Origin of the sequence: Desulfurella multipotens, assembly GCF_900101285.1 — a bacterium.
GTDB lineage: Bacteria > Campylobacterota_A > Desulfurellia > Desulfurellales > Desulfurellaceae > Desulfurella > Desulfurella acetivorans.
Genome location: NZ_FMYU01000003.1, coordinates 131215 through 154296 on the forward strand (window position 1 = coordinate 131215; position 23082 = coordinate 154296).

The following is a 23082-nucleotide window of genomic DNA, read 5'->3' on the forward strand; positions in this document are numbered from 1 at the left end:
AAAGAAGGGTATAACCCTTCTTTTTTATTTTAATCAATGGAGGTGGCATGGATCCAGAAATATGGTTTACAGAAAAATATGGCAACAATGTTGGGTTAACATTCAAGGTAAAAGAAATATTAAACACTCAAATCAGTAAATATCAGAGGCTTGATATTATTGATACTTACGAGTTTGGTAAAGTAATGCTACTTGATGGTCTTGTTATGCTTACACAAAAAGATGAGTTTGTTTATCATGAAATGATTAGTGCCCCTGCTGTAATGTCACTAAAGAATAGAAACAAAGCATTAATTATTGGTGGCGGTGATGGTGGAACTGCTAGAGAGTTAACAAAATATGATTTTGATAAAATTATAGAAGTCGAAATAGATGAAGTTGTAGTGGAAAACTCTAAGAAATTTTTAGATTTTACTGCTTGTGGTTATAATGACAAGCGCGTTGAGATAATTATTGGCGATGGTGTAGAATTTGTTAAAAATACAAATGAAAAATTTGATTTAGTTATTATTGATTCTACAGATCCATTTGGAGCAGCGGAAGGTTTGTTTAGTGGAGAATTTTACAGTAATGTTTATAATATTTTAAATAATGATGGTATAGTTGTTGCACAAGCCGAAAATCCATATTACAACCCTGATTGGTTTTTGAAATCAAGAAGAAATATGCAAAAAGCTTTTGGATTAAACACGCTCAATTATTGTGCATTTATTCCAACATATCCTTCGGGTATGTGGTTATTTTCGATAGGCTACAAAAACATAGATTTGCACGATTATTTTAATGAAGAATTATACAAAAAAAATGCAAATTCATATAAATACTACAATAGTCAAATTCATAAAGCTTGTTTTGCTCTGCCGCAGTTTGTTTTAAAATTAATAAAATAAATTTTTTATATATAGAAGGTGATTTTTATGGAAAAAATATCTATTTTGGGTACGGGATATGTGGGTTTAGTTACAGGCAGTTGTTTTGCATATCTTGGTCATAAAGTTATTTGTCTTGATATAAATAAAGAAAAAATTGAAAAATTAAAAAAAGGCGAGATACCAATTTATGAACCTCAGCTTGATAAAATTGTGGCATTAGCGGAAGAATCTGACAATATAGAGTTTACAACAGACTATAGTTATGCTATTAAAAATTCTGATTTTATTTTCATTGCAGTTGGTACACCTTCTTTACCAGACGGCTCTGCAGACTTAAGTTTTGTTGAAGATGCACTAAAAACTATAGCATCTTATATAAACGAAAACGATTTTAAGATAATTGTAAATAAATCTACAGTACCAGTTGGCACAGGTAGGTGGGCTACAAAATTACTTGAAAATGAGTTGTTAAAAAAAGGCTTAAAAGAGCCGCAAAAACATTTTTGCGTTGTTTCAAATCCAGAATTTTTAAGGGAAGGAAAAGCAGTAGAAGACTTTATGAACCCCGATAGGATAGTAATAGGCTCAGATGATAAGGATATAGCCCTTAAAACTGCTTCTTTGTATTCAACACTAAATCCTCCAATGATAATAACAAATCTTCCAACAGCTGAAATGATAAAATATGCATCAAATGCATTTTTGGCTACAAAAATTTCATTTATAAATGAAATGGCGAACCTAAGTGAAAAAATTGGCGCAGATATAGAAATAGTGTCAAAAGGTATGGGTTTAGATAAACGCATAGGTCCATATTTTTTGAAAGCAGGTTTAGGTTTTGGTGGTTCCTGTTTTCCAAAAGATGTAAAAGCTTTAATACACACATCTAGAAAATACAATGTTGAGTCATCTATTTTAGATGCTGTGATAAAAGTAAATGAAAATCAAAAAATTAAGCCTATTAAAATATTAAAACAATCAAATATTGATTTAAATGGTGCTAAAGTTGCTTTATGGGGACTTGCATTTAAGCCTGATACAGATGATATTAGAGAAGCTGCTTCACTTAATATCATAAATGAATTGTTAAAAAATAATGCAATTGTATTTGCATATGATCCAATAGTGAAAAGTTTGCCTATTGCCAATAAAAATTTAATTATTACAAAAGATAAATATGAGGCATTGGATAAAAGCGACATATTAATTCTTGTAACTGAATGGGATGAGTTTAAAAACATTGATTTTAAACGTTTTAGAGATAAAATTGTTATTGATGGAAGAAACATCTGGGAAAAAAATATTCTAAAAAAATATGCAAAAACTTGTTTTAGTATCGGTAGATGAAAGAAAAAACTTACTACGTATGCTCAAATTGTGGATTTAAAACTACAAAATGGTCAGGGAAATGCCCAAATTGTGGCGAATGGAACACGCTAAAACAAGAAATACAAAATAAGCATAAAAGTCACAGTTTAAATATCGTTAAATTAGACGAGATAGATTTAAAGGAAACCATTAATTACAAAACCAACTATAAGCAAATCGATGATTTTTTAGGTGGTGGATTTGTATCTGGCGGTGTTTACTTGGTAGCAGGTTCTCCTGGAATTGGAAAATCTACACTATTGCTACAATTATCCAAATATCTATTAGAAAATAATCACAACGTATTGTATATTAGTGCAGAAGAATCAGCAAATCAGTTAAGTTTGAAAGCAAATAGATTAAATAGTAAGATACAGGTTTTAGAATCAAACGATTTGGATGAAATTGTTTTTGCTTTAAAACAGGATTACAATATATTTATAATAGATTCCATTCACACAATTTACTCAAGCGAAGTTGATTCATATGTTGGCAGTATAAATCAGGTTAGGTTGTGTGCTCAAAAACTAATTGAGACAGCCAAAGAATACAATAAAACGCTAATTATAGTAAGTCATATAACAAAAGAGGGCATAATTGCAGGTCCAAAGGCACTTGAACACTTAGTTGATGCTGTATTTTATTTGGAAAGTGATGAAAAGTTTAATCACAGGTTGCTTAGAGCTACAAAAAATCGTTTTGCAAGTACAGAGCAAGTTGTAATTTTTCAAATGACTCAAAACGGTTTAAAAATAGTTGAAGATGAATTTTTAACATATATAGAAGATGCAACAGAATCTGAAGGCAAAGCAATTGGTGCAATTTTAGAAGGTTCTTACCTAATGTTTGTTGAAATCCAAGCACTATGTGTGAGAAGTCCTTTTGGTATGCCAAGAAGGACAAGCGTGGGTTTTGATTTAAACCGTTTAAATATGCTTTTGGCGGTAATAGAAAAGCGCCTTGGGATTTCCAGTTTAGAATATGATGTTTATTTAAATGTTATAGGTGGTTTTAAAATTAATAATACACTTGTAGATATGGCTGTAGCTGCAAGTATTATATCATCTTTAAAAAAGATAATCATACAAAAAAACTATGTATTTTTGGGTGAAATTGATCTTTTGGGAAATATTAGAAAAATCAAATTGCCGGATGTATTGCGCAAAAAACTCAACAGCTCAAATATAAAGTTATTTTTACAAGAAAATACACCAAATGTTGAGTCTCTTTTAAAAGCTATTTTGCAAGGTCATTGAGACTTTTAGTTAATATTTGCATATAGGTATAAGCACTGAATCCGCCAAAGGAAACCGCAACCCACCCAGCTTCATGTATCTGTTCTTTTGTTGCGCCATTTTCTAAAGCTAAATTAACACTGTATGTTATACACCACTTGCACTGTTTTAGGACAGATAGAGCTATGGCTATTAAAGCCTTTGTTTTTGTGTCAAGGTGGTTGTCTTTAAATACTTTATCTAAAAAGTTTTTAAATGATTCGCCTGTGTCTTTTGATTGAAAGTCGATTTCTTTAAAATTTTTTTGCATATCAGCTATTAAATCGTGTGCATTTTTTATCATGTCAGGTCTCATAGATACCTCTTTTATTTAAAATATTTGCTCCACTTTTTATCAACGAGATCTTTTATTTCTTTTGGCATTTCTATATCGTCTGGCCAATCTCTTAGAAAACCTTCTGATTTTAATTTTTTTGTTGCATCTATTCCCATTTTAGATCCCATTTGAGCTATATTTGATGCATGATCAAGTACATCAATAGGTCCTTTTGTGAAAATTATGTCCCTTTGTGGGTCAATATTGTTTCCCAGTCTCCATATAACCTCTGATATATTTTGCACATCTACATTATCATCAAATACAACAATAATTTTAGTTAAACTCATCATACCCAAACCCCAAAGTGCATTTATTACTTTAAATGCGTGACCAGGAAATTGCTTTTTTATTGAAACAAAGGCAAAATTATGAAATATTCCTTCAATTGGCAAATTTATGTCTACAATTTCTGGCAAGATTTTTTGTATGATTGGTAGAAATAAGCGTTCAGTGGCCTTTCCTAGGTATGCATCTTCCATGGGTGGTTTTCCTACAATTGTTGCAGGATAAATAGGATTTTTTTTTCTTGTTATACGTTGTATGTGAAAAACCGGATAGTAATCAGCCAAAGAATAATATCCAGTATGGTCTCCAAAAGGACCTTCAAGCATTAACTCATCTGGGTCAACATAGCCTTCTAAAACAATTTCTGCATTTGCAGGTACATAAATATCATCCCAAAGTGAAGATTTTACAAGCTCAATACCTTCTTTTCTTAAAAAAGATGCAAAAAGCATTTCATCTATATCTTCTGGAAGAGGCGCAGTAGCAGAATATATTGTTATAGGATCTGCACCTATGCATACACAAACCGGCATTTTTATTTTATTTTTTTTGTAGTAGCTGAAATGGTAAGCACCATCTTTGTGTATATGCCAGTGCATACCTGTCGTATTTTTGTCAAATACTTGCATTCTATACATGCCACAATTTTGCTTTTTTGTAATGGGGTTTTTGGTAAAAACAAGTGGAAGTGTAATAAACCTTCCCCCATCTTGAGGCCATGTTTTGAGGATCGGATATTTAAATAAATCTACATCATCTTCAATAACTTGCTGGCAAGGTGCATTTTTAACAATTTTTGGCAGATAATGTGAAAGTTCTTTGAATTTCATTATATTTCTTAGTTTATCCCAAAAATTTGTTGGAATTTCTATATTTATAAGCTCTTTTACTCTTAGGGACAATTCATCCAAGCTTTCAACACCTAAAGCAAATTGTGTTCTATCTATTGTTCCAAAAAGATTCATCGCAACAGGTATTTTTGAACCTTTTGGTTTTTCAAATAAAACTGCTTTGCCTTTTTGTTTAACAAGCCTATCTGCGATTTCAGCCATCTCGTATATTGGGTCTGTTTCTATTTTAACTCTCAATAGCTCTTTTTTTTTCTCAAGAGCATTTATATAGTCTTGTAAGTCTTTAAAAATCATTTTAACCTCCTAAAAAACACAAGCAAGCGTGTCTTTATTGCAACTTGAATTTATAATTTCTACATCGCTTTTTATTTGTTCTAAAAGTTTTTCTTTTGAATCAAACTTTATTTCCTGCCTTATATATTTTACAAAGTATATATTGATTCGTTTATTGTATAAATCACCATCAAAATCAATTAAATAGGCTTCAAGATGAACGATTTCATCAGAAAATGTTGGATTTGAGCCTATATTTATGGCTGCTTTATAATAAGTATCATCTATTTTAGCAAAACCTGCGTAAACACCTTCTTTTAATAAAAGTGGACGATTAAAATAGATATTTGCAGTTGGAAAGCCAAGCGATTTTCCCCTTTGTTTACCTTTTTTGACAATTCCATTTATGCTGTATAGTCTGCCTAAAAATTGGTTTGCAAGTTCGATTTGGCCATTTTGGAGAAATTTTCGGATTTTTGAACTACTTACAGTAATATTGTCAATTTTATAAGCAGGAATTATATGCAGTTTAAAACCATATTCTTGAGAATATTCCTTTAAAGAAAGTGTGTTTCCCAAAGCAAGTTTTCCAAATGTATAGTTGTAGCCTACGCATACTTCTTTAGCTTTCAAACCATCACAAAGGTATTTTTTAACAAAAGCTTGTGGATGAAGCATGGCAAATTCTTTTGTAAAACGTGCACAAAAAATATAATCGACATCAAATTTACACAGGATTTCGTATTTTTCTCTAAACGACTGCATAATGAAAGCATTATTATACTGTTTTATAATCTTTAGTGGGTGTGGATAAAATGTAAATACAACGGTTTTTCCATTTGTTTTTTGCTTTATTTCTTCAATTTTTTTTAAAAGTTGTTGGTGACCTAAATGTATACCATCAAAATTACCAAGCGCTACTATTGTATAGCTCAGCTTTGGAAAGTCATTTAGGTTTCTAATTACAACTGGCTTCATACATTAAACCTGAAGTAAACTATATCACCATCTTGGATTATATAATCTTTGCCTTCCAGCCTTACAAGTCCCATTTCTTTAGCCTGTTTTTCACCGCCACTTTTTATATAATCGTCAAAACTTGTAACTTCTGCTCTGATAAAGCCACGCTCAATATCAGAATGAATTTCTCCTGCAGCTTTTTTTGCTGTCGTGCCTTTTTTTATTGGCCAGCCTCTAACTTCTTTTGGCCCGGCAGTAAAAAAAGTTATCAAATCAAGTAATGTATAGCTAAGCTTTGATAATTTTTCAAGACCTGATTCTTTTAATCCCAGCATTTCTAGGTATTCTTTTTTTTCCTCATCTTCCATTTGTGCTAGATCTTCTTCTATTTTGCTTGAGATAATCATAAATGGTGCTTTTTCTTGGCTTGCTATTTTTTCAACAATTTCTGTATATTTATTGCCATTTATGCTTTTTTCATCAACATTTGCAACATAAATAACTTTTTTAGCACTGATAAGCTTTAATTCTTTGGCAATATTTTCTTCTTCTGCTTTTAAATTAACCAATCTCTCACCTTTTTCTAATTTCAACTTTATTTCTTCCAAAATGCCAGCTTCTTGTTTGTTTGTTTTTTTTGCTTTAGCTAGCCTATTTTCTATAATTTGCAAATCTGATAAGATAAGTTCTGTGCTTATTATTTCCATATCTCTTTTTGGATCAATAGAACCCTCTACATGTATAATATCTTCATCTTCAAAACATCTTACTAAGTGTACTATTATATTTACATCTCTTATGTGAGATAAAAACTGATTACCAAGACCTTCGCCTTTGCTTGCGCCTTTTACTAGTCCGGCTATGTCAACAAATTTTACAGTAGGGTATACTACATTTGCTGGCTTAACTAAATCTACCAACGCATCAATGCGCTCGTCTTTGACTATAGCTATGCCGACATTTGGTTCTATGGTGCAAAATGGAAAATTAGAGCTTTTGGCAGTTGCTTTTGAAAGTGCATTAAATGTAGTTGATTTTCCAACATTTGGTAGTCCTACAATACCGCATTCTAAAGCCATTTACTACTCCTAAATTTTTTTTATTATTAAACTTGCTATTGCTATTACAAATCCTATAATTGAACCTACAATTGAGCCATTTATTCTTATATATTGTAAATCGTTGCCAACTTTTGATTCTATTTGATTGATTAATTGTTCATGCTGTAAGTTATTTAAGTATTGTTTAACAGTTTTTCCAATCAAATAGTGATTTTGTTTCATAATGTATATAAGTTTTTTCTTTACAAAATTATTAAACTCATTTTTATGTTGCAAAAGCTGATTTATTAAATAATTGTAAATATAATTAAAGTTCTTATCAAAGTTTATTTTGTTTGTTATAAGTGATTTGTTTTGTATTATAGCATTTTTTATACTTTTTTGAATTTTGATTGAAATAAGCATTTTTATGTTAAATTCATTTTGTTTATAAAATTCTGACAGTATATCACTATCAATAAACCAGTTAATCCATTTTGCAATTTTTCTTGAGGCATTTTCGTTATCTAAATACTTAACAATATAGTTTTTAAATTTATCTATATTTTGATTTAATATAGAATATAGAAATTCTATTATGTAAGAATGAATTTTTGTTTGGTTTTCGTATATTTGATTTGTAGCGTAATTTTTAATACTAAGTCTGATTTTATTGGTTTTATTTTGTTTTATTTCTAAAATAAGGGATTTAAGTTGTTCTATTAGATCCTGCGAGAGCGCTTTTTTATCTATAATATTAAACCCTTCAAGTAATGTTATTATAATATCTTTCGAAATTGTTTTATTTTTATAACTTTCGATAAAATTTTCTATATAATTAGATATTGTATCAGCATTATATTCTATTAATAATTCTAAAAAATCACATAAGTTTTCTATTATACTATCCAATTTCTTGTCGACAATATTTTTTAAAGTTTGAGAAAGTTTTGTTTCGACATTAGTATCTATTTCTTTAATAATTAATTCACAAATTGTTTTGTTGTTTATGTTTGTTATGTAATGCTTTATTTTAGTACTTATAGAATTATAGAGTTCTTGATAAAGATTACTTTCAAAAAAATTTTTAGCGTTTTTTTGAAAAAAATCATAAAGGTTTAATTTGTATATATAGGTATCTACGTATTTTTGAAGCACAGAATCAAACTGTTTGGTATATGTAAAAGCTAAAATTTTTAGTATGTATTTTCTTATAAAATTTTTTAAAGAATTGATATGGCGTTGTTTTTTTGATAGATTGAGTATTATATCGCTAGGATTTATATTGTTGATTTGAACTGTAAGATAAGTTTTTGATAACCAAGTATCACTCACAGTTTTTGATATGGAATCTATAAGTTTTTGACGATTGTTTTCTATAATATTTGTATGTGGAATTTTTAAGCCAAGTGGATGCCTAAAAAGTGCACTTACAGCAAACCAATCAGCAAAACCTCCAACAACGGCAGCTTCTGAAACTTTTTGTAAAATATATATTACTAGATTTTGAGTTGCAAATATATGGCATATCAAAAAAACAGCAATAGAACTCAAAAGAAAAATATTGGCGAGCTTTTTTTTATCATTCATGGCGCAAAATTATACAATACTTGTTTTATAAAATCAAATTACTTGACAAATAAAGTATATATTATATATATGTTTATGTAGTTTAATTTGCGGATGTAACTCAGCTGGTAGAGTGCAAGCTTCCCAAGCTTGAGGTCGCGGGTTCGAGTCCCGTCATCCGCTCCATTTAAACAAAGATATCCAAGTTTTCAATGTATTGTTTGTCTTTTTCAAAGGCTTCTTTTATGTTTGCAAAAATTCTGTTTTTAAGTTTTTGGTAAATTGATCTGTTTTTGTTTAGTGTTTTAGCAAACTCAAATGTTGTGAGTTCTAACTCTTCAAGACTTGCTGCTGCTTTTAATATTACACCTTCCTTTTCAAGTTCATCGGCAATGCAGCGTTTACCTGTAAATACGATTTGCTGGTAGAATTGATAATTTATTGCTTTTTTGGAAAATTCTATCATTGAAGGCAAAAAGGGTATGCCAATATCAACTTCTGGAAAACAAAAAAAACCTTTATCTTTTCTTGAAAATCTAAAATCACATGCACATGCAAGCAATGCACCATTGCCAAAGGCGTGACCATTAATTTGAGCAATAGTTGGTACGCAAGAAAATATTATTTTTTCAAAAATTTCATTAATTTTGTATAAAAATTTTTTTACTATGTCATAGTTTTTTTCTTTCAAATTTTTATGTACCCAGTCAACATCTATTCCTTGAGAAAAGTTTTTCTCATCACTTGAAGTTATAATTATTGAATTTATTGTTTTATCAGATATACAATAATTTAGTGCTTCTAAAAATTCATTCGCAAATACAATATCATGTTTATTTTCTTTATTATTCATAATTATATAGGCTATTTTTTCTTTTTGTTTTATTAAAAATCTTTCCATTTTAACTCTCCTTTTTAAATATATTAGGCAAATTATTTTTTATATTTTTAAGGTTTAAATTATTTGCGTTAAATCTAGCAATGTCATCCAATTGGGTAAAAATTGTACTTTTTAAGAGATTGTTAATATACTTTTTTGAACCAAAAATAGCATTTTTTGGATTTTTTGCTATATTTTGTGAAAATTTTATTACTTCACTAATCATTTTTTCTTTATTTTCAAATACCTCACTCACAAGCCCTATTTTTAAAGCTATTTCAGAATCAATATTTTCGCTTGTTAGTGCAAGTTGTTTTGTATTGCTAAATCCTATTATGTAAGGTAGTCTTTGTAGTGATCCAAGGTCTGCTATTATGCCTAGTTGCGTTTCTTTCAAACAAAAAACTGCGTCACTGGAACAAAACCGAAAATCGCAAGCACTTATGAAGTCAAGTCCTCCACCTATGCAATAGCCATTAATTGCAGCTATATAAATTTTATTGCCATCAAACATTAAATTCATGCCTTTTTGCATTGTTTTTATTATTTCGTATAATTTTTCGCTATTATTACCAATTAAATATCCAAAACGATTCAAAAAATCATTAAAATCCAAACCAGCACTAAAATGATTGCCTTTACCTGTAAATATTGCTATCAATATATTGTTGTCATTTTCTATTTCATTTACCAAATCAACAAGTTCAGTAAAAAACTCCCATGTTTGAGCACTTGCGTGTTTTTCATTAAGAAACGAAATAAGCTCAATATTACCTAAACGTTGTACTTCAAAAAAGTTAAAATTCATATTTACCTCCTTTTGCACTAATTACTATAAAAAATTTATTTTGTCAAATTTTATTTACATTTACGTAAAGAGATGTAAATGCCTAATTTACTTAATACATAAAAATTAAATTTTTAATTATTTTATGAATATAGAGAAAAATTCTTGACAAAAAATTATTGCTTATTATAATTATCTCAGCTTGGGCCCATAGCTCAGTTGGTAGAGCCACCGGCTCATAACCGGTTGGTCCTAGGTTCGAGTCCTAGTGGGCCCACCAAAAAGTTTGATGTTTATTATTGAAGTTATTGAAGCGTTAGAAAGTTATTTTCCTTTATCCTTCCAGGAAAGTTGGGACAATTCAGGTTTTCAAGTTTTATTCAAGCATGATATACTAAGTGGAATATTGTTGTCTTTGGATATAAGGAAAGAAACTGTTGAAGAAGCCAAAGAAAACAATTGTAATTTAATTATTTCACATCATCCTTTATTTTTGCAGGCGCTTAAAAATTTTGATTATAATTTTTATCCAGAGAATGTATTATATAATGCTACAAAAGATAGAATAAGTATTTATGCTGCTCATACAAATTTAGATATTGCACCATTAGGTTTAAATAACTATTTATGTAAAAAACTCCAATTAAAAAACTCTTTCATGTTAGAAAATCTCAAGCCTGTTTTTATAAGCGAAATCGAAAAAGAACAGACATTTAGTGAATTTATTGATTATGTTAAAAAAACCCTTGGTATCCCAATTTTAAAGTATGTATCATCTCATAACAAACCCATAAAAAAAGTAGCCATATGTTCTGGGAGCTGTGCAGATTATATTTATAAGCTTAAAAGTTACGATATTGATGTTTTTATAACTGGTGATGTTAAGCACCACAGTGCTATTTTTGCACAAGAAAATGGCATTAATATGATTGATGCAACTCATTTTTATACCGAAATATGGTCTGTGGATATCCTTTTTGAATGTTTGAAAAATTTAAATGTCAAGATTTTGAAGAGTACCAATGATCGTATCCCTTGGGATTATATATAAAGGAGGTGTTAATGAATGCTGATATTGAGATGCTTTTAAAGATTCAAGAATATGATAAACAAATTTATCAGCTTGAATCAGAGTTTGCAAAAAAGCTTCAGGATAGGGAAAATTTGGAAGAACTGATAACTACTCATACATTAAATATGGAACAGCTCCAAGATGAGTTAAATGAGATATTAGAGGATTTAAAGTTTAAGAAAAATTTATTAGAAGAAAAAGAAGCACTGCTTGAAAAGCTTGATGAAAAAAGTAATTCAATTCAAAATCAGAAACAATCAGAAGCTTTATCCAGTGAGATAACTATTGCAAAAACAAATAAAAGTATTTTGGAAGATAAAATTTTAGAAATACAATCAATAGTAGATGAAAAAAATAAAAAAATAAGCGAGATTCAACAACAAATAGACGAAGTAAAACAAAAGTTAGAATATTTCGATGCTCAATTAGCTGAATTCAAAAAAGATGTCGACGAAAAAATTGAACAAATAAACAAAGAAAAAGAAAGTATGTTAAATGATATAAATCCTCACTTATTGGCAAAGTATAATAAAATATCACTTTGGGCAAAAGGTAGTGCTGTAGTTAGAGTAGAAAATGAAACTTGCTATGGATGTTTTATTAAACTACCTCCCCAGATATCCGTCCTTGTAGAAGAAACTGATGAAATTGTTTATTGTCCAAATTGCGGTAGAATACTTTACAAAAAAGAATGAATTTAAATCTATTAAAAAAATTTTGCGAATTTAAATCTGTAGAAAAAACTGCTGATTACTTCGGTATTTCAATTGATGATTTTTTTGGCAAGATAAAGCAAATATGTGAAGAACTTGAAAAATGCAACTACCTTGCCAAAAAAAATCAATTAAGCAATCTCGATACAACTCTTACAGTTTTTATAGATGGTGCTTCAAGTAATAATCCAGGTAGCGCTGGTATTGGTATAGTTTTCATGCAAAATGGAGAGATTATTAAAACAGTAAGTGAATACATTGGTGAAAAAACAAACAACGAAGCAGAATACACTGCCCTTATTAGGGCATTGGAGATTGGATTGGATTTAGGCGTAAAATCAATAGAAGTTTTTTCCGATTCAGAGCTTATTGTAAAGCAAGTGCTAGGTAAATATGCTGTAAAGCAAGACCACCTTAAAAGACTAAACCAAAAAGTTTTATCTCTAATTGATAAATTTGAGCATTTTGAAATTAAACATATAAGTAGAAATTTAAATTCTCAAGCTGATAAGCTTGCAAAATCTGCTATTGAACATAGTGGTAAACAAGCTCATAAGTAAAAGTAGCGTATATATTTAGCCTATCTACACCGAATCTTTCTGGGAGCGGATTGAAAGGTGATGCTTCTTTGATTGCTTTAATTGCAGCTTCATCCAAAATAGGGTAGCCACTTGAGCGAATCACTTTGGCGTAAGCCAAAGAACCATTTTTATTTATACCAAATTCTACAAGTAATGTTCCTTGCTGGTTTTTAAGGCGAGCTTGCTCTGGATACACCCACACATTTTGAATTTTGTCTTTAAGTAATTTCATATAAGATACATACTTTATTGATTCTGTTCCAATTTCAATAGTTGCCTGCCTGGCGTTTTGGCTTTCGTATTCTCTTACATTACTTGTACCTTGATAATTTTGTGTTGGGTTAATGTTTGGCGTGTTTTTATTTGATTGTGAAAATAAATTGCCAGAAATTTTATATGGAGTGGAATGCTGTACATTTTGCTTACTTGGCATATTAGCTTTTGACTGTTGATTGCCTAAGTTGTTTTTAACAATTTCTTTGTTTTGAGTTTCGGTTATTTTAGGAGTTTTTTGTTCTTGCGTTTGTGTTTTTTGAGGCATACTTTGCATTTTAGTTTGAGGCAGGCTTTTTAATGGTATTTTTTCTGTTTTTGAGTATATTTTTGAGCTTGCTTTTTTGTTAATATTTGAAGCTATTATATGGGGTTGTTTTTCTTGCGTATTTTGTTCTTGTTTCGGTAATTGTATTATATCTACATGGTAGAGTGGTGGTGAAAGTTTAGCTACTGGTTTTTTATTACTATGAAAAATAATTAGATATATTAAAATTATAAGCAAAATATGCAGTATTAGAGAAAATGCAAAAGATAAAAATTTCATTTTTTGTTTTTAGATACCATCAAATTTATAAAAAAATCAAACCACATAAAATTCGCAAAAGGCATTTAATACCTCAAGTTTGTAAGTATATAGATTTTTAAAAGTATTTAAAGAGGTTTTTTTAAAATAACCTTTTTAAAATATTTGATTTAATTTTTTAATTTATATATAATTCAATAGGGGTTTTATATGATAAATTCATTGCTTTTAACAATGTTTGAACGCTTAAGTATCATTGCAATATTGGCATTTTTTTTATCGAAAGCCTCATTTTTTAAGAATATTCTATACAATGCAAAAGTTAAAAAAACTGATTTGCTTCTTGCAATTTTAATATTTGCTGGTATTGGTATTTTGGGTACTTATACTGGAGTGCCCATAAAAGATGCAATAGCTAATTCAAGAGTTATTGGTCCCATGGTAGGAGGGTTGATCGGTGGACCTATTGTGGGATTTGGTGCTGGATTGATTGCCGGATTGCACAGATTAACACTTGGCGGTTTTACAGCCACAACATGCGGAATTTCTACTGCATTAGAGGGATTGCTTGGCGGTCTTATACGCAAATACTACAAAGGTGAATATATACCTTGGGAGTTGGCTTTTTTTGCTGGTGTACTGGGAGAAAGTATGCAAATGGGCGTAATTTTGTTATTTGCAAAACCATATTCAAAGGCACTTGATTTAGTAAACGATATAGGTATGCCAATGACAGTTACAAATGCTATTGGTATAACTGTATTTATGATGATTGTAAAATCTGTCCTCGATGAAAAAGAAAATATCTCTGCAGCCCTTGCTAAATTATCCCTTGAGATAGCAAATAAAACACTACCTTTTTTGCGAAACGGATTAAATGAGGTATCTGCATACAATACAGCAAAAATTATTTACGAGTCAACGGATTTGGATGCGGTAGCCTTGACAGATACTAGTAAAATACTTGCACATGTTGGAGTTGGGGATGACCATCACAAAAGCTCTATGCCAATCCAAACAAGCGCCACAAAAAACAGCATATTAAATGGAGAGATTAATATAGCAATGACAAAAGAAGAAATAGGTTGCTCAATCAAGACGTGTCAGTTAAATAGTGTTGTAATTGTTCCATTAAAATGTTTTAATAATACGATAGGCACTTTAAAGTTATATAGAGCGAAAAAGAAGGTTAACAGAAAAGTTATCTCAAGTACAGATATAGAGCTTGCAAAAGGACTTGCTCAGCTAATTTCTTATCAGATTGAAATAGCTCAAGTTGAAGAGCAGAAAAAACTAGCTTCTCAAGCAAAACTAATTGCGCTTGCTTCTCAAATGAATCCACATTTTTTGTTTAACACGCTTAACACAGTAATATCTTTTATCAGAACAAATCCACAATTAGCTAGAGAAATTTTGATTAATTTAAGCGAATATCTTAGATATAACCTTAAAAATATTGGTTCTTTTATTACGATTGAAAAAGAATTAGAAATTATAAAATCATACCTTTATATTGAAAAAGCTCGCTTTGGTAGTAAAATTGAGATTAAAGAAGAAATTGACGAAAGTTTGCTTAATGAAAAAATACCTGCATTTATTTTGCAACCTCTCGTTGAAAATTCAATAAAACATTCTATGCCTTTAATTACATCAAAATTAGTTTTAACCATAAAAATTAAAAGAGAAGATTCATATATTCATTTTAGCGTAACTGATAATGGACCTGGCATAAATCAGGAAAAGCTACAACATTTATTTGATACTCATTATAAAAGCGATATTCAATCTCAAAATAGTGCTGGAATAGGGATAAAAAATGTTAATGAACGTCTTGTGTCTATTTTTGGCAATATATCGCGGCTTCATATAAACACAAGAGAAGGTAAGGGCACAAATGTGCACTTTTTAATGCCACTTGCAGAGATCGCTCATGCTTAAAGCTTTAATTGTAGAAGATGAACAACCAGCAATTGATGAGTTGACTTATCTATTGCATTTATTTAATGATATTGAAATTGTAGGTTGTGCTCAAAATGGTATTGAAGGTCTAAAATTAGCAAAAAACTTGAAGCCAAATGTTGTATTTATTGATATAAATATCCCAAAAATAAATGGTTTAGAACTTTTAAAAATGTTGGAAAATCAAAATATTGCTATAATTTTTACGACAGCCTATGATAATTATGCAGTTGAAGCTTTTGAATTAAATGCTATTGATTACCTGCTAAAACCAATCAGTGCTTCTAGATTGCAAAAAGCTTTAGAAAAAGCTAAAAATTTTGTCAAAAAAAACGAATTGCAGAATAAAAAAATTAATAAAATACCTGTTGAAAAAAAAGGCAAAATTTATCTATTAGATTTTTCTGAAATTGTATTTGCCAGATCTCAAGAAGGGTTTGTTGAAATTTTCACAAAAGAAGACACTTTTATTTTTAAAAGTTCTATGAAACATCTTGAAGAAAAATTACAAAATTTTTCTCAATTTTATAGAGTTCAAAAAAGCTATATTGTAAATTTGGAATATGTATTAGAAATTATACCATGGTTTAAAAGCACTTACTGGCTTGTAGTTAAAGATGCAAATAAAACTCGCATACCTGTAAGTAAATCAAATATTAAAGAATTAAAAAATATACTAGGACTATTTTAACAAATAATTTGACTTTTTAGTATCACAATTTCTATAATGTTTTGGAAATTTTGATAAAAAGGGGAGGTTTATGGTAAATGTAGTTTTGTGTGGTGGTTCTGGTACCAGGCTTTGGCCACTTAGCAGAAGCCTTTACCCAAAACAGTTTATAAAGCTTTTCGATAATAAATCTTTATTTCAACTAACTGTATTAAGAAATAAAGAATTTGCTGAAAAATTTATATTTGTAACAAATGAATCTCATTATTTTTTAGCGCTTGATCAAATTGAAGAGATCGGTTTAAGTATGAATAATGTGGAGTTTATACTTGAGCCAGTTGGCAAAAACACTGCACCAGCAGTTGCTTTTGCTAGTTTTATGGTTGAACAAGATCAACTTGTGCTCGTTTCAAGTGCTGACCATTACATTAAAGCGTCTAATAATTATTATGAAAGTTTAAAAAAAGCTAAAGAACTTGCTAAGTTGGATTATATTGTGACATTTGGCATAAAGCCAACAAGCCCAAATACTGGTTATGGATATATAAAAGCTGATGGGTTTAATGTTTTAGAATTTAAAGAAAAACCAGATTTAGAAACTGCAAAAAGATACATTGAAGACGGTAATTACTTTTGGAATAGTGGAATATTTTGTTTTAAAGCAAAAACTTATCTGGAAGAGTTAAATCTGCACGAAAAAGAAATTTTTGAGTTATCTTATACTGCATGGAAAAATGCAAAAAATTGTTCTCCTGTAAGAATAAAAATTGATGATATGCTAAAAATTGAATCGAAGAGTATAGATTATGCTGTAGCAGAAAAAAGTAAAAAATTAAAAATTGTGCCTTTTGACATAGACTGGAACGACTTGGGTAGTTTTGATAGTCTTTATGAGGTTTTAGAAAAAGATCAAAATGGTAATACAAGAAATAATTCAATACTTATAAATTCGAAAAATAACCTTATTATAGAAGAAAATTCAAGAACAATAGGAGCAATAGACGTAGAAGATTTAATTATTGTTGATACTGCTGATGCTTTACTTATATCGAAAAAGGGTTCTGGTCAGAAAGTAAAAGATATAGTTTCTATGCTTAAAACTAAAAACTCAGAATTAACAGATGCTCACTTAACTGTATACAGACCATGGGGCAATTATACGTTATTAGAACAAAACCGATTTTACAAAATAAAGAAAATTGTAGTTAAACCGCAAAAAAGGCTTTCTTTGCAAAAACATTTACACAGAAGCGAGCATTGGATTGTTGTGTCTGGTACAGCCCAGGTGAGCGTTGGTGATAAAGAATTTATATTAAGACCAAATGAATCTACATATATCAAAATTGGCGAGCTTCATAGATTAGAAAATCCCGGTAAAATTGATTTGGTAATTATAGAAGCTCAAGTTGGTGAGTATGTAGGAGAAGATGATATTATAAGGGTTGAAGACGATTTTAAGAGATGCTGATTTGATAAAATGCGTTTAAGCGAAGATAAAAAGTTAGTTTTTAAAAATATAATTTTTTTAGGTTTAATGCAAGGTGCTAACTATATTTTGCCTTTTATCACTATCCCTTACCTGGTAAGGACGATTGGTATTGATAAATATGGTCTCGTTGCATTTGCTCAGTCGTTTGCCGCATATTTTGTTATTTTTACAGATTATGGATTCAGTTTATCTGCGACTAAACTAATATCGATAAACCGTAATGATTCTAAAAAAATTTCAGAAATTTTTTCATCTGTTTTGTATGTAAAGTTAGCTTTCGTGATTTTTAGTATGATTATTTCTACAATTATAATCTTTAGTTTCAAAAAATTTTATAATGAATATGAGATATTTTATTTTTCACTTTTAGTGCTAATTGGGCAAATGTTGTTTCCAGTTTGGCTTTTTCAAGGTTTAGAAAAAATGAAATATATTACGCTTACAAACATTCTTATAAAACTTATTTTTACACTGTGTATATTTGTTTTTATTAAACAAGAAAAAGATTATTTATATGTACCATTAATCAATTCATTAGGTTTTTTAATTGGTGGTTTAATAGCTTTTTATATTGCCATAAAACAATTTAATATTAGTTTGACTTTCAGTTTTGAAAATATAAAACATCGGTTAAAAGAAGGCTGGCATTTATTTTTGGCAATAATATCAACAAACATTTATAGAAATGCAAATACCTTTTTTTTAGGTCTTGTGTCTACAAATACAGCTGTGGGCTATTATGCTTTAACTTCAAAAATTGTTATGAGTTTGCAAGCTTTAATGAGTCCTATTGGTCAAAGCCTATATCCTCATCTATCAAAAAAATATCACAATATATCAAAAAAAGATGCTGTTAAAAATTTATTTTCTATCGCAAGATACTATGTTTTGATTTTATTTTTAATAATGCTATTTGTTTTTGTATTTTCAGGCTTTATAATAAAGATTATTTCTGCAAAGCCTATGCCTGAAGCTGTAATCGATATGAGAGTTTTAAGTTTTGTTATATTATTTGGTAGTTTTAATTATTTATTTGGTACGATTGGGCTTATAAATTTAAACTTTGAAAGGTATTTTACAAAAAGCATTGTATTTGTATCAATATTTGATATAATAATTTGCTTAATTCTTGGATACTTTTTAAAAGATTTGGGGGCAAGTATTGCGTTTTCGCTTACCGAATTTATATTATTTATATTGGTTTTAAACAAAATATTGAGGATAAAAAATGGATAAACCAAAAGTTACAATTGCCATACCAGCATACAATCAGGCAAAATATATAAAACAAGCAATTGATTCTGCCTTAAATCAGGATTATCCAAATTTAGAAGTTATAGTTTCAGATGATGCATCTTTGGATGATACGCGTCAAATTGTAAAAGAATATAATGATAAACGCCTAAAGTATTATAGAAATGAAAAAAACATTGGCAGGGTAGCAAATCATAGAAAACTTTTGTATGAATATGCAACAGGTGAATATGTGCTAAATTTAGATGGTGACGATTATTTAATTGCAACTGATGCAATTTCTTTTATGGTTAACCAGATAAATTTTTATCACAAACAGGAATGCGCAAATATAGTTATGGTAATGGCACTCGCTGAAACTGTTTTTGATGATTCAAAAATTACATATAAGCGCAAAGAAGAAACATGCATAAATGGTTTTTATGTTTTTTTAAACTGGAACAAAATACCTTATTTTCATTCAGCAACGCTTTATTTAAGACAGGCTGCTGTAAAAATTGGTTTTTATAAACATGATATTATAAATGAAGACGTAGAATCTTTTTTAAGATTATGTCTTCTTGGAAATGTTATCTTGTCTAATAAAGTTATTGCAACATGGAGGCTCCATGAAAATAATGTTTCTATGTTATCTGATATAGATAAACTCTTTGATAGTTTAGAATTTATTAAATCTCCATATAGATATGCTCTTGGACTTGGTTTTGATAAAAAACAACTTTTAAAATGGAAAAATACAATGCTTTTAGATAGATACAACAAAATGCTCAGTAAAATTCTGCTGGCAAAAAATAAAAGTGCATTTATAACATTTGTAAAAAGGCTACATAAAGAAGATAAAAAAGGTTTTAGAATAATTTTCTATCCAAAAAATATTATTAAGATTATTAGTTTCTATGTGCCTTTTTTGTTTGATTTACTAAGATCTCTTAAGTGGTTTTTTACAAACAAGTCAAAACCACCAAAACTTTAAATATAATTTGGAATTATTTGTATTTTTTTATTGACAAGATTATTTAGTTATATATTATTAATCTAGTTAAATAAATTTATCATTTTTTGGAGGTGTTGATGTTTAAAGGATTTGTGTTAAGTGCATTTATTTTGTTGATTTCATGTTCTTTATCTTTAGCGGAACAACCCTGGATGAGTGCTAGTTGGACAAAAGAATTTTGTTCTTATTGGAACGAGCATCTGCAGACTACCATGGCAGAATGGTCGAAATACAATGTTAATAAGGAAAAAGGTTACAAAACCATAGCTTTTTATAGGCAAGATTGTAACCCAAAAATAATTTCAGAAGTCGAAATTAAAAATGAAAACGGAAAAGCAGTATGTATTTATGGTGGTGCTCAAAAAGACCCCCATCCAGAGTTTACAATGTATGCTACAACTCAAAATTGGAAATCTTTAGCAGCAGGTAATTTTGGTTTTATGAATATAGGAATGTTTTCTAAAATGACTTTTATAGGGTCAAAAGGCGAAGCAATGCAATTTATTGCACCTTTTAAAGCTTTTTTGATAGGTTTAGGTAAAGTTCCTTATAGCGAATCATGCCCTTAAAATATTTTAGCTGCCTGCAATTACAGCGGGCAGCTAAAATATTGACAAATCCATTTTTTTTACAATAATTAAACCGTATGGGAACTTTGGAAAAGGTTATTCAAATATATAACTTGACGGATGATGACATATCAAATTTAGCAAGCTTAAAAGATTTGGCAAAGAAAAATGCTAATAGTTTTGTAGAAGAACTTCATAAATTTATATCTAATTTTGATAACTATAGCAAATTTTTATCAAGCGAAGAAATTAAAAATCGTCATAAAGAGAAATTAAAATTATGGTTTTTGGATTTATTTAATGCACAATTCAATGAAGATTATTTAAGAAAGATTAAAAAAATAGGTGAAGTGCATGCTCAAATAGGACTACCTTCACATTATGTAAGTGCTACTATGAATTTTATTAGATCTTTTTTACACAGCATTGTATTAGAAAATTATGATGTATATCATAGACAAGAAGAACTTAAACTATCAATTGATAAAATACTAGATATAAATTTAGATATAATGACAAGTTCATATATTGACGAAAATCAATTCTATGTTGCAAAAAGCAAAATAGAAACTAATATAGTTAGGTTGAGCTCGAGATTATCGTATTTTTTTGATGTCGGTTTAGTTAGTTTGCTTGTATTGACAAGTCTATTGATATTTTTCTTGTTTGTATCCGATATATTTAAATTTTTACTTAATTCTAATTCTTCGTTTGAACATACGGTAATTAACATACTTGGTGCTATGTTAATTTTGTGGACTGTAAGAGAGCTTTTAGAAGAAGAAGTCAAAAGATTAAAGGGTAAAAAATTTGCTTTAAATGTATTTATAAGTCTTGCAATGGCAGCTCTTTTGCGAAAAATTTTAATATTTTCACTTGAACCCCAAAAGTCAGAAGAAGTGGCTATACTTGGTTTGCTTGTACTGGTTTTGGGAATTGTATATTGGTTAATGAACCTAAGTGAACAAAAAAAACAATAAGAAATCAGTAATTGATTTTTCTATTTATTTGTGATACCTTTCATATTTAGAAAGGGAGGATCCATTATGAATTTCAAAAAAATTTTTTTTACTTTGTTAATCTTTTTAATTACAACAAGTAATGCGTTTGCGTTTAATCTGGAATTAGTAGGCATAAATGGTCAAAAAACAAATGTTGACAATTTTAAAGGTAAGATTGTTGTAATGACCTTTTTTGATGTTGGTTGCTATTATTGTCAAAAAGAAGTGCCAACATTAAATAAGCTTTATGAATTATATGGAAAAAACCAAAAGAATGTGGTAGTAATTGGTGTTGATCCTTTTGATCATGTTGATCAAATTAGAGCTTTTGCTTCTCAATTTGGCGTTAAGTACCCTCTTTATTGGGGAAATTATTCACAAACTACGCCTCTTGGAGGGATTTTTGCAACACCTACAAGTATTTTTATAGACAAAAAAGGTATTCCAAGGGTTAGAGTACCTGGCAAAATTAGCGAAAGTGATTTTATTGAAATAATTAAATCCTTGCAATAGAACTTTACAAAAATTTTACAATTCTTTGATGTTTAATTAACAACTTTTAATATACAATACGTTTGCAGCAGATAAAAATTTGCTTTGTGGGGGGCGTATGAGTTATTTTAAAAGTATTTTTTTTGCTACATTGTTTTTGGTTTTTTCGTGGTTTGGTAATTCTTATGCTACAAATATTAACGGAGCTGGTTCTACGTTTGCTTATCCAGTTTATACAAAATGGGCTTATGAGTACGAGAAAGCTACTGGCAACAAAGTGAATTATCAAGGTGTAGGCTCAGGTGCAGGCATACAGCAGGTAAGTCAGGGTGTAGTGGCATTTGGTGGCACAGATATGTGTTTATCAGAGCAAGAGTTAAATAAAAAAAATCTACTACAGTTTCCCTCTTTAGTTGGCGGTATAGTGCTAGTTGTAAATATTCCTGGCTTGAAAGACAATCAGCTTAAACTATCAAATGCAGTTGTACCAAAAATTTTTATGGGAGAGATTAAATATTGGAATGATCCACAAATCGAAAAAGATAATCCTGGCTTGAGATTGCCGCATATTCCTATTACTGTAGTTCATAGAGCGGATGGTTCTGGTACAAACTGGAATGTTACTTACTGGCTAAGTCAGATTAGCAAAGCTTGGAATGAAAAAGTTCATTACGGCTTATCTGTAAACTGGCCAGTAGGCGTTGGCGGAAAAGGCAATATGGGTGTGTCAAACTATGTAAAGCAGATAAAAGGCTCGATTGGCTATGTTGAGTATGCATTCTGGCTACAAAATCATCTAACAAGCGTAGAATTACAAAACAAAGCAGGTAAATGGGTTATACCAAGCATAGCAGCCTTCAAAGAAGCTGCAGCAAAAGCACAGTGGGCTCCTCAAAACGGTTTTTGTCAATCTCTAGCATATCAGCCTGGTGTAAACACATGGCCTATAGTATCTGGCACATTTGTGCTTATTCCTAAAAAACCTACATT

Annotated in this window: 23 protein-coding genes and 2 tRNA genes; 17 read left to right on the forward strand and 8 right to left on the reverse strand. The window is 29.6% G+C overall.

The annotated features are described in order from the left end of the window. Positions 1-47 precede the first annotated feature (47 nt). From speE to radA, 3 genes are read left to right on the forward strand one after another with little or no spacing between them, the layout of a single operon-like run. Positions 48-890: a polyamine aminopropyltransferase gene (speE, locus tag BLQ93_RS02740; RefSeq protein ID WP_092128022.1), complete on the forward strand. Its 843-nt coding sequence runs from the start codon at positions 48-50 to the stop codon at positions 888-890. A 27-nt stretch (positions 891-917) separates the two neighbouring features. Beyond that, a complete protein-coding gene (locus BLQ93_RS02745) occupies positions 918-2219 on the forward strand; it encodes a UDP-glucose dehydrogenase family protein (RefSeq protein ID WP_092128024.1) in 1302 nt (433 codons plus the stop codon). Beyond that, positions 2216-3496 (forward strand): DNA repair protein RadA, encoded by a 1281-nt coding sequence (gene radA / locus BLQ93_RS02750; protein WP_092128026.1) that lies wholly within the window; start codon positions 2216-2218, stop codon positions 3494-3496. Before BLQ93_RS02745 ends, radA begins: the two co-directional genes overlap by 4 nt. On the opposite strand, the gene BLQ93_RS02755 is transcribed toward radA, so the two are convergent. Genes BLQ93_RS02755 through BLQ93_RS02775 form a run of 5 tightly spaced genes read right to left on the reverse strand, consistent with a single transcriptional unit; the run spans position 3477 to position 8853 of the window. Next, the gene (locus tag BLQ93_RS02755) at positions 3477-3830 is read right to left on the reverse strand and encodes a carboxymuconolactone decarboxylase family protein (protein ID WP_092128028.1); all 354 of its coding nucleotides are present in this window, start codon (positions 3828-3830) and stop codon (positions 3477-3479) included. The genes radA and BLQ93_RS02755 overlap by 20 nt on opposite strands. Positions 3831-3841: 11 nt before the next feature. Continuing rightward, positions 3842-5284 carry a menaquinone biosynthesis decarboxylase gene (locus tag BLQ93_RS02760; protein ID WP_092128030.1) on the reverse strand — a complete coding sequence of 481 codons (1443 nt, stop codon included), beginning with the start codon at positions 5282-5284 and terminating at the stop codon, positions 3842-3844. Positions 5285-5293: 9 nt separating this feature from the next. Then, positions 5294-6241, reverse strand: a complete 948-nt coding sequence (locus BLQ93_RS02765; protein WP_092128032.1) for a bifunctional riboflavin kinase/FAD synthetase — start codon at positions 6239-6241, stop codon at positions 5294-5296. Continuing rightward, positions 6238-7302 carry a redox-regulated ATPase YchF gene (gene ychF / locus BLQ93_RS02770; RefSeq protein ID WP_092128034.1) on the reverse strand — a complete coding sequence of 355 codons (1065 nt, stop codon included), beginning with the start codon at positions 7300-7302 and terminating at the stop codon, positions 6238-6240. Before ychF ends, BLQ93_RS02765 begins: the two co-directional genes overlap by 4 nt. A gap of 9 nt (positions 7303-7311) precedes the next feature. After that, positions 7312-8853, reverse strand: a complete 1542-nt coding sequence (locus BLQ93_RS02775; protein ID WP_025392077.1) for a DUF445 domain-containing protein — start codon at positions 8851-8853, stop codon at positions 7312-7314. Between the two features lie 89 nt (positions 8854-8942). Here BLQ93_RS02775 and BLQ93_RS02780 point away from each other — a divergent pair. Next, a tRNA-Gly gene (locus BLQ93_RS02780) sits at positions 8943-9018 on the forward strand. Between the two features lies 1 nt (position 9019). On the opposite strand, the gene BLQ93_RS02785 is transcribed toward BLQ93_RS02780, so the two are convergent. Both BLQ93_RS02785 and BLQ93_RS02790 read right to left on the reverse strand, forming a co-directional pair. Next, positions 9020-9733, reverse strand: a complete 714-nt coding sequence (locus BLQ93_RS02785; protein ID WP_025392076.1) for an enoyl-CoA hydratase/isomerase family protein — start codon at positions 9731-9733, stop codon at positions 9020-9022. Position 9734: 1 nt separating this feature from the next. Next, a complete protein-coding gene (locus BLQ93_RS02790; RefSeq protein ID WP_092128036.1) occupies positions 9735-10520 on the reverse strand; it encodes an enoyl-CoA hydratase-related protein in 786 nt (261 codons plus the stop codon). A 183-nt stretch (positions 10521-10703) separates the two neighbouring features. Between BLQ93_RS02790 and BLQ93_RS02795 the strand changes: the two genes are divergently transcribed. From BLQ93_RS02795 to BLQ93_RS02810, 4 genes are all read left to right on the forward strand, one after another. After that, positions 10704-10779 (forward strand) — tRNA-Ile (locus tag BLQ93_RS02795). Further along, on the forward strand, positions 10768-11550 hold the full coding sequence (locus BLQ93_RS02800; RefSeq protein WP_025392074.1) for a Nif3-like dinuclear metal center hexameric protein: 783 nt from the start codon (positions 10768-10770) through the stop codon (positions 11548-11550). Before BLQ93_RS02795 ends, BLQ93_RS02800 begins: the two co-directional genes overlap by 12 nt. An 11-nt stretch (positions 11551-11561) precedes the next feature. Further along, on the forward strand, positions 11562-12266 hold the full coding sequence (locus BLQ93_RS02805; protein ID WP_092128038.1) for a zinc ribbon domain-containing protein: 705 nt from the start codon (positions 11562-11564) through the stop codon (positions 12264-12266). Beyond that, positions 12263-12844 carry a ribonuclease HI family protein gene (locus BLQ93_RS02810; protein ID WP_092128040.1) on the forward strand — a complete coding sequence of 194 codons (582 nt, stop codon included), beginning with the start codon at positions 12263-12265 and terminating at the stop codon, positions 12842-12844. The genes BLQ93_RS02805 and BLQ93_RS02810 overlap by 4 nt, the downstream gene beginning before the upstream one ends. On the opposite strand, the gene BLQ93_RS02815 is transcribed toward BLQ93_RS02810, so the two are convergent. Beyond that, on the reverse strand, positions 12810-13685 hold the full coding sequence (locus tag BLQ93_RS02815; RefSeq protein WP_092128042.1) for an energy transducer TonB: 876 nt from the start codon (positions 13683-13685) through the stop codon (positions 12810-12812). The two genes, BLQ93_RS02810 and BLQ93_RS02815, sit on opposite strands and share 35 nt — an antisense overlap. 189 nt (positions 13686-13874) lie before the next feature. Between BLQ93_RS02815 and BLQ93_RS02820 the strand changes: the two genes are divergently transcribed. The 9 genes from BLQ93_RS02820 to pstS form a co-directional block, all read left to right on the forward strand. Next, positions 13875-15602, forward strand: coding sequence for a sensor histidine kinase (locus BLQ93_RS02820; protein ID WP_216818725.1), 1728 nt, complete (start codon positions 13875-13877; stop codon positions 15600-15602). Continuing rightward, a complete protein-coding gene (locus BLQ93_RS02825; RefSeq protein ID WP_092128044.1) occupies positions 15595-16314 on the forward strand; it encodes a LytR/AlgR family response regulator transcription factor in 720 nt (239 codons plus the stop codon). The genes BLQ93_RS02820 and BLQ93_RS02825 overlap by 8 nt, the downstream gene beginning before the upstream one ends. A 70-nt stretch (positions 16315-16384) precedes the next feature. Continuing rightward, positions 16385-17761, forward strand: coding sequence for a mannose-1-phosphate guanylyltransferase/mannose-6-phosphate isomerase (locus BLQ93_RS02830; RefSeq protein WP_025392068.1), 1377 nt, complete (start codon positions 16385-16387; stop codon positions 17759-17761). 9 nt (positions 17762-17770) lie between these two features. Continuing rightward, positions 17771-19018 (forward strand): flippase, encoded by a 1248-nt coding sequence (locus BLQ93_RS02835; protein WP_092128046.1) that lies wholly within the window; start codon positions 17771-17773, stop codon positions 19016-19018. Continuing rightward, positions 19011-20009 carry a glycosyltransferase family 2 protein gene (locus BLQ93_RS02840; RefSeq protein WP_025392066.1) on the forward strand — a complete coding sequence of 333 codons (999 nt, stop codon included), beginning with the start codon at positions 19011-19013 and terminating at the stop codon, positions 20007-20009. Before BLQ93_RS02835 ends, BLQ93_RS02840 begins: the two co-directional genes overlap by 8 nt. Before the next feature lie 98 nt (positions 20010-20107). Next, positions 20108-20599 (forward strand): SCP2 sterol-binding domain-containing protein, encoded by a 492-nt coding sequence (locus BLQ93_RS02845; protein ID WP_025392065.1) that lies wholly within the window; start codon positions 20108-20110, stop codon positions 20597-20599. Between the two features lie 77 nt (positions 20600-20676). Beyond that, on the forward strand, positions 20677-21579 hold the full coding sequence (locus tag BLQ93_RS02850) for a protoglobin domain-containing protein (RefSeq protein ID WP_092128047.1): 903 nt from the start codon (positions 20677-20679) through the stop codon (positions 21577-21579). Positions 21580-21645: 66 nt separating this feature from the next. Continuing rightward, entirely contained in the window at positions 21646-22113 is a 468-nt protein-coding gene (locus tag BLQ93_RS02855) for a TlpA family protein disulfide reductase (RefSeq protein WP_092128049.1), read from the forward strand. Positions 22114-22210: 97 nt separating this feature from the next. After that, on the forward strand, positions 22211-23082 hold an 872-nt coding region (pstS, locus tag BLQ93_RS02860; protein WP_092128050.1), incomplete at its 3' end, for a phosphate ABC transporter substrate-binding protein PstS.

Excerpts from the sequence above, each read along its gene's own strand:
- BLQ93_RS02830 (WP_025392068.1), top strand. The coding sequence starts at position 16,385 with ATGGTAAATGTAGTTTTGTGTGGTGGTTCTGGTACCAGGCTTTGGCCA.
- BLQ93_RS02755 (WP_092128028.1), bottom strand. The coding sequence starts at position 3,830 with ATGAGACCTGACATGATAAAAAATGCACACGATTTAATAGCTGATATG.
- BLQ93_RS02805 (WP_092128038.1), top strand. The coding sequence starts at position 11,562 with ATGAATGCTGATATTGAGATGCTTTTAAAGATTCAAGAATATGATAAA.
- BLQ93_RS02785 (WP_025392076.1), bottom strand. The coding sequence starts at position 9,733 with ATGGAAAGATTTTTAATAAAACAAAAAGAAAAAATAGCCTATATAATT.
- radA (WP_092128026.1), top strand. The coding sequence starts at position 2,216 with ATGAAAGAAAAAACTTACTACGTATGCTCAAATTGTGGATTTAAAACT.
- BLQ93_RS02855 (WP_092128049.1), top strand. The coding sequence starts at position 21,646 with ATGAATTTCAAAAAAATTTTTTTTACTTTGTTAATCTTTTTAATTACA.
- BLQ93_RS02810 (WP_092128040.1), top strand. The coding sequence starts at position 12,263 with ATGAATTTAAATCTATTAAAAAAATTTTGCGAATTTAAATCTGTAGAA.
- BLQ93_RS02815 (WP_092128042.1), bottom strand. The coding sequence starts at position 13,685 with ATGAAATTTTTATCTTTTGCATTTTCTCTAATACTGCATATTTTGCTT.
- BLQ93_RS02840 (WP_025392066.1), top strand. The coding sequence starts at position 19,011 with ATGGATAAACCAAAAGTTACAATTGCCATACCAGCATACAATCAGGCA.
- BLQ93_RS02765 (WP_092128032.1), bottom strand. The coding sequence starts at position 6,241 with ATGAAGCCAGTTGTAATTAGAAACCTAAATGACTTTCCAAAGCTGAGC.
- BLQ93_RS02790 (WP_092128036.1), bottom strand. The coding sequence starts at position 10,520 with ATGAATTTTAACTTTTTTGAAGTACAACGTTTAGGTAATATTGAGCTT.
- speE (WP_092128022.1), top strand. The coding sequence starts at position 48 with ATGGATCCAGAAATATGGTTTACAGAAAAATATGGCAACAATGTTGGG.
- BLQ93_RS02820 (WP_216818725.1), top strand. The coding sequence starts at position 13,875 with ATGATAAATTCATTGCTTTTAACAATGTTTGAACGCTTAAGTATCATT.
- BLQ93_RS02850 (WP_092128047.1), top strand. The coding sequence starts at position 20,677 with ATGGGAACTTTGGAAAAGGTTATTCAAATATATAACTTGACGGATGAT.
- ychF (WP_092128034.1), bottom strand. The coding sequence starts at position 7,302 with ATGGCTTTAGAATGCGGTATTGTAGGACTACCAAATGTTGGAAAATCA.
- BLQ93_RS02825 (WP_092128044.1), top strand. The coding sequence starts at position 15,595 with ATGCTTAAAGCTTTAATTGTAGAAGATGAACAACCAGCAATTGATGAG.
- BLQ93_RS02745 (WP_092128024.1), top strand. The coding sequence starts at position 918 with ATGGAAAAAATATCTATTTTGGGTACGGGATATGTGGGTTTAGTTACA.
- BLQ93_RS02845 (WP_025392065.1), top strand. The coding sequence starts at position 20,108 with ATGTTTAAAGGATTTGTGTTAAGTGCATTTATTTTGTTGATTTCATGT.
- BLQ93_RS02775 (WP_025392077.1), bottom strand. The coding sequence starts at position 8,853 with ATGAATGATAAAAAAAAGCTCGCCAATATTTTTCTTTTGAGTTCTATT.
- BLQ93_RS02835 (WP_092128046.1), top strand. The coding sequence starts at position 17,771 with ATGCGTTTAAGCGAAGATAAAAAGTTAGTTTTTAAAAATATAATTTTT.
- BLQ93_RS02760 (WP_092128030.1), bottom strand. The coding sequence starts at position 5,284 with ATGATTTTTAAAGACTTACAAGACTATATAAATGCTCTTGAGAAAAAA.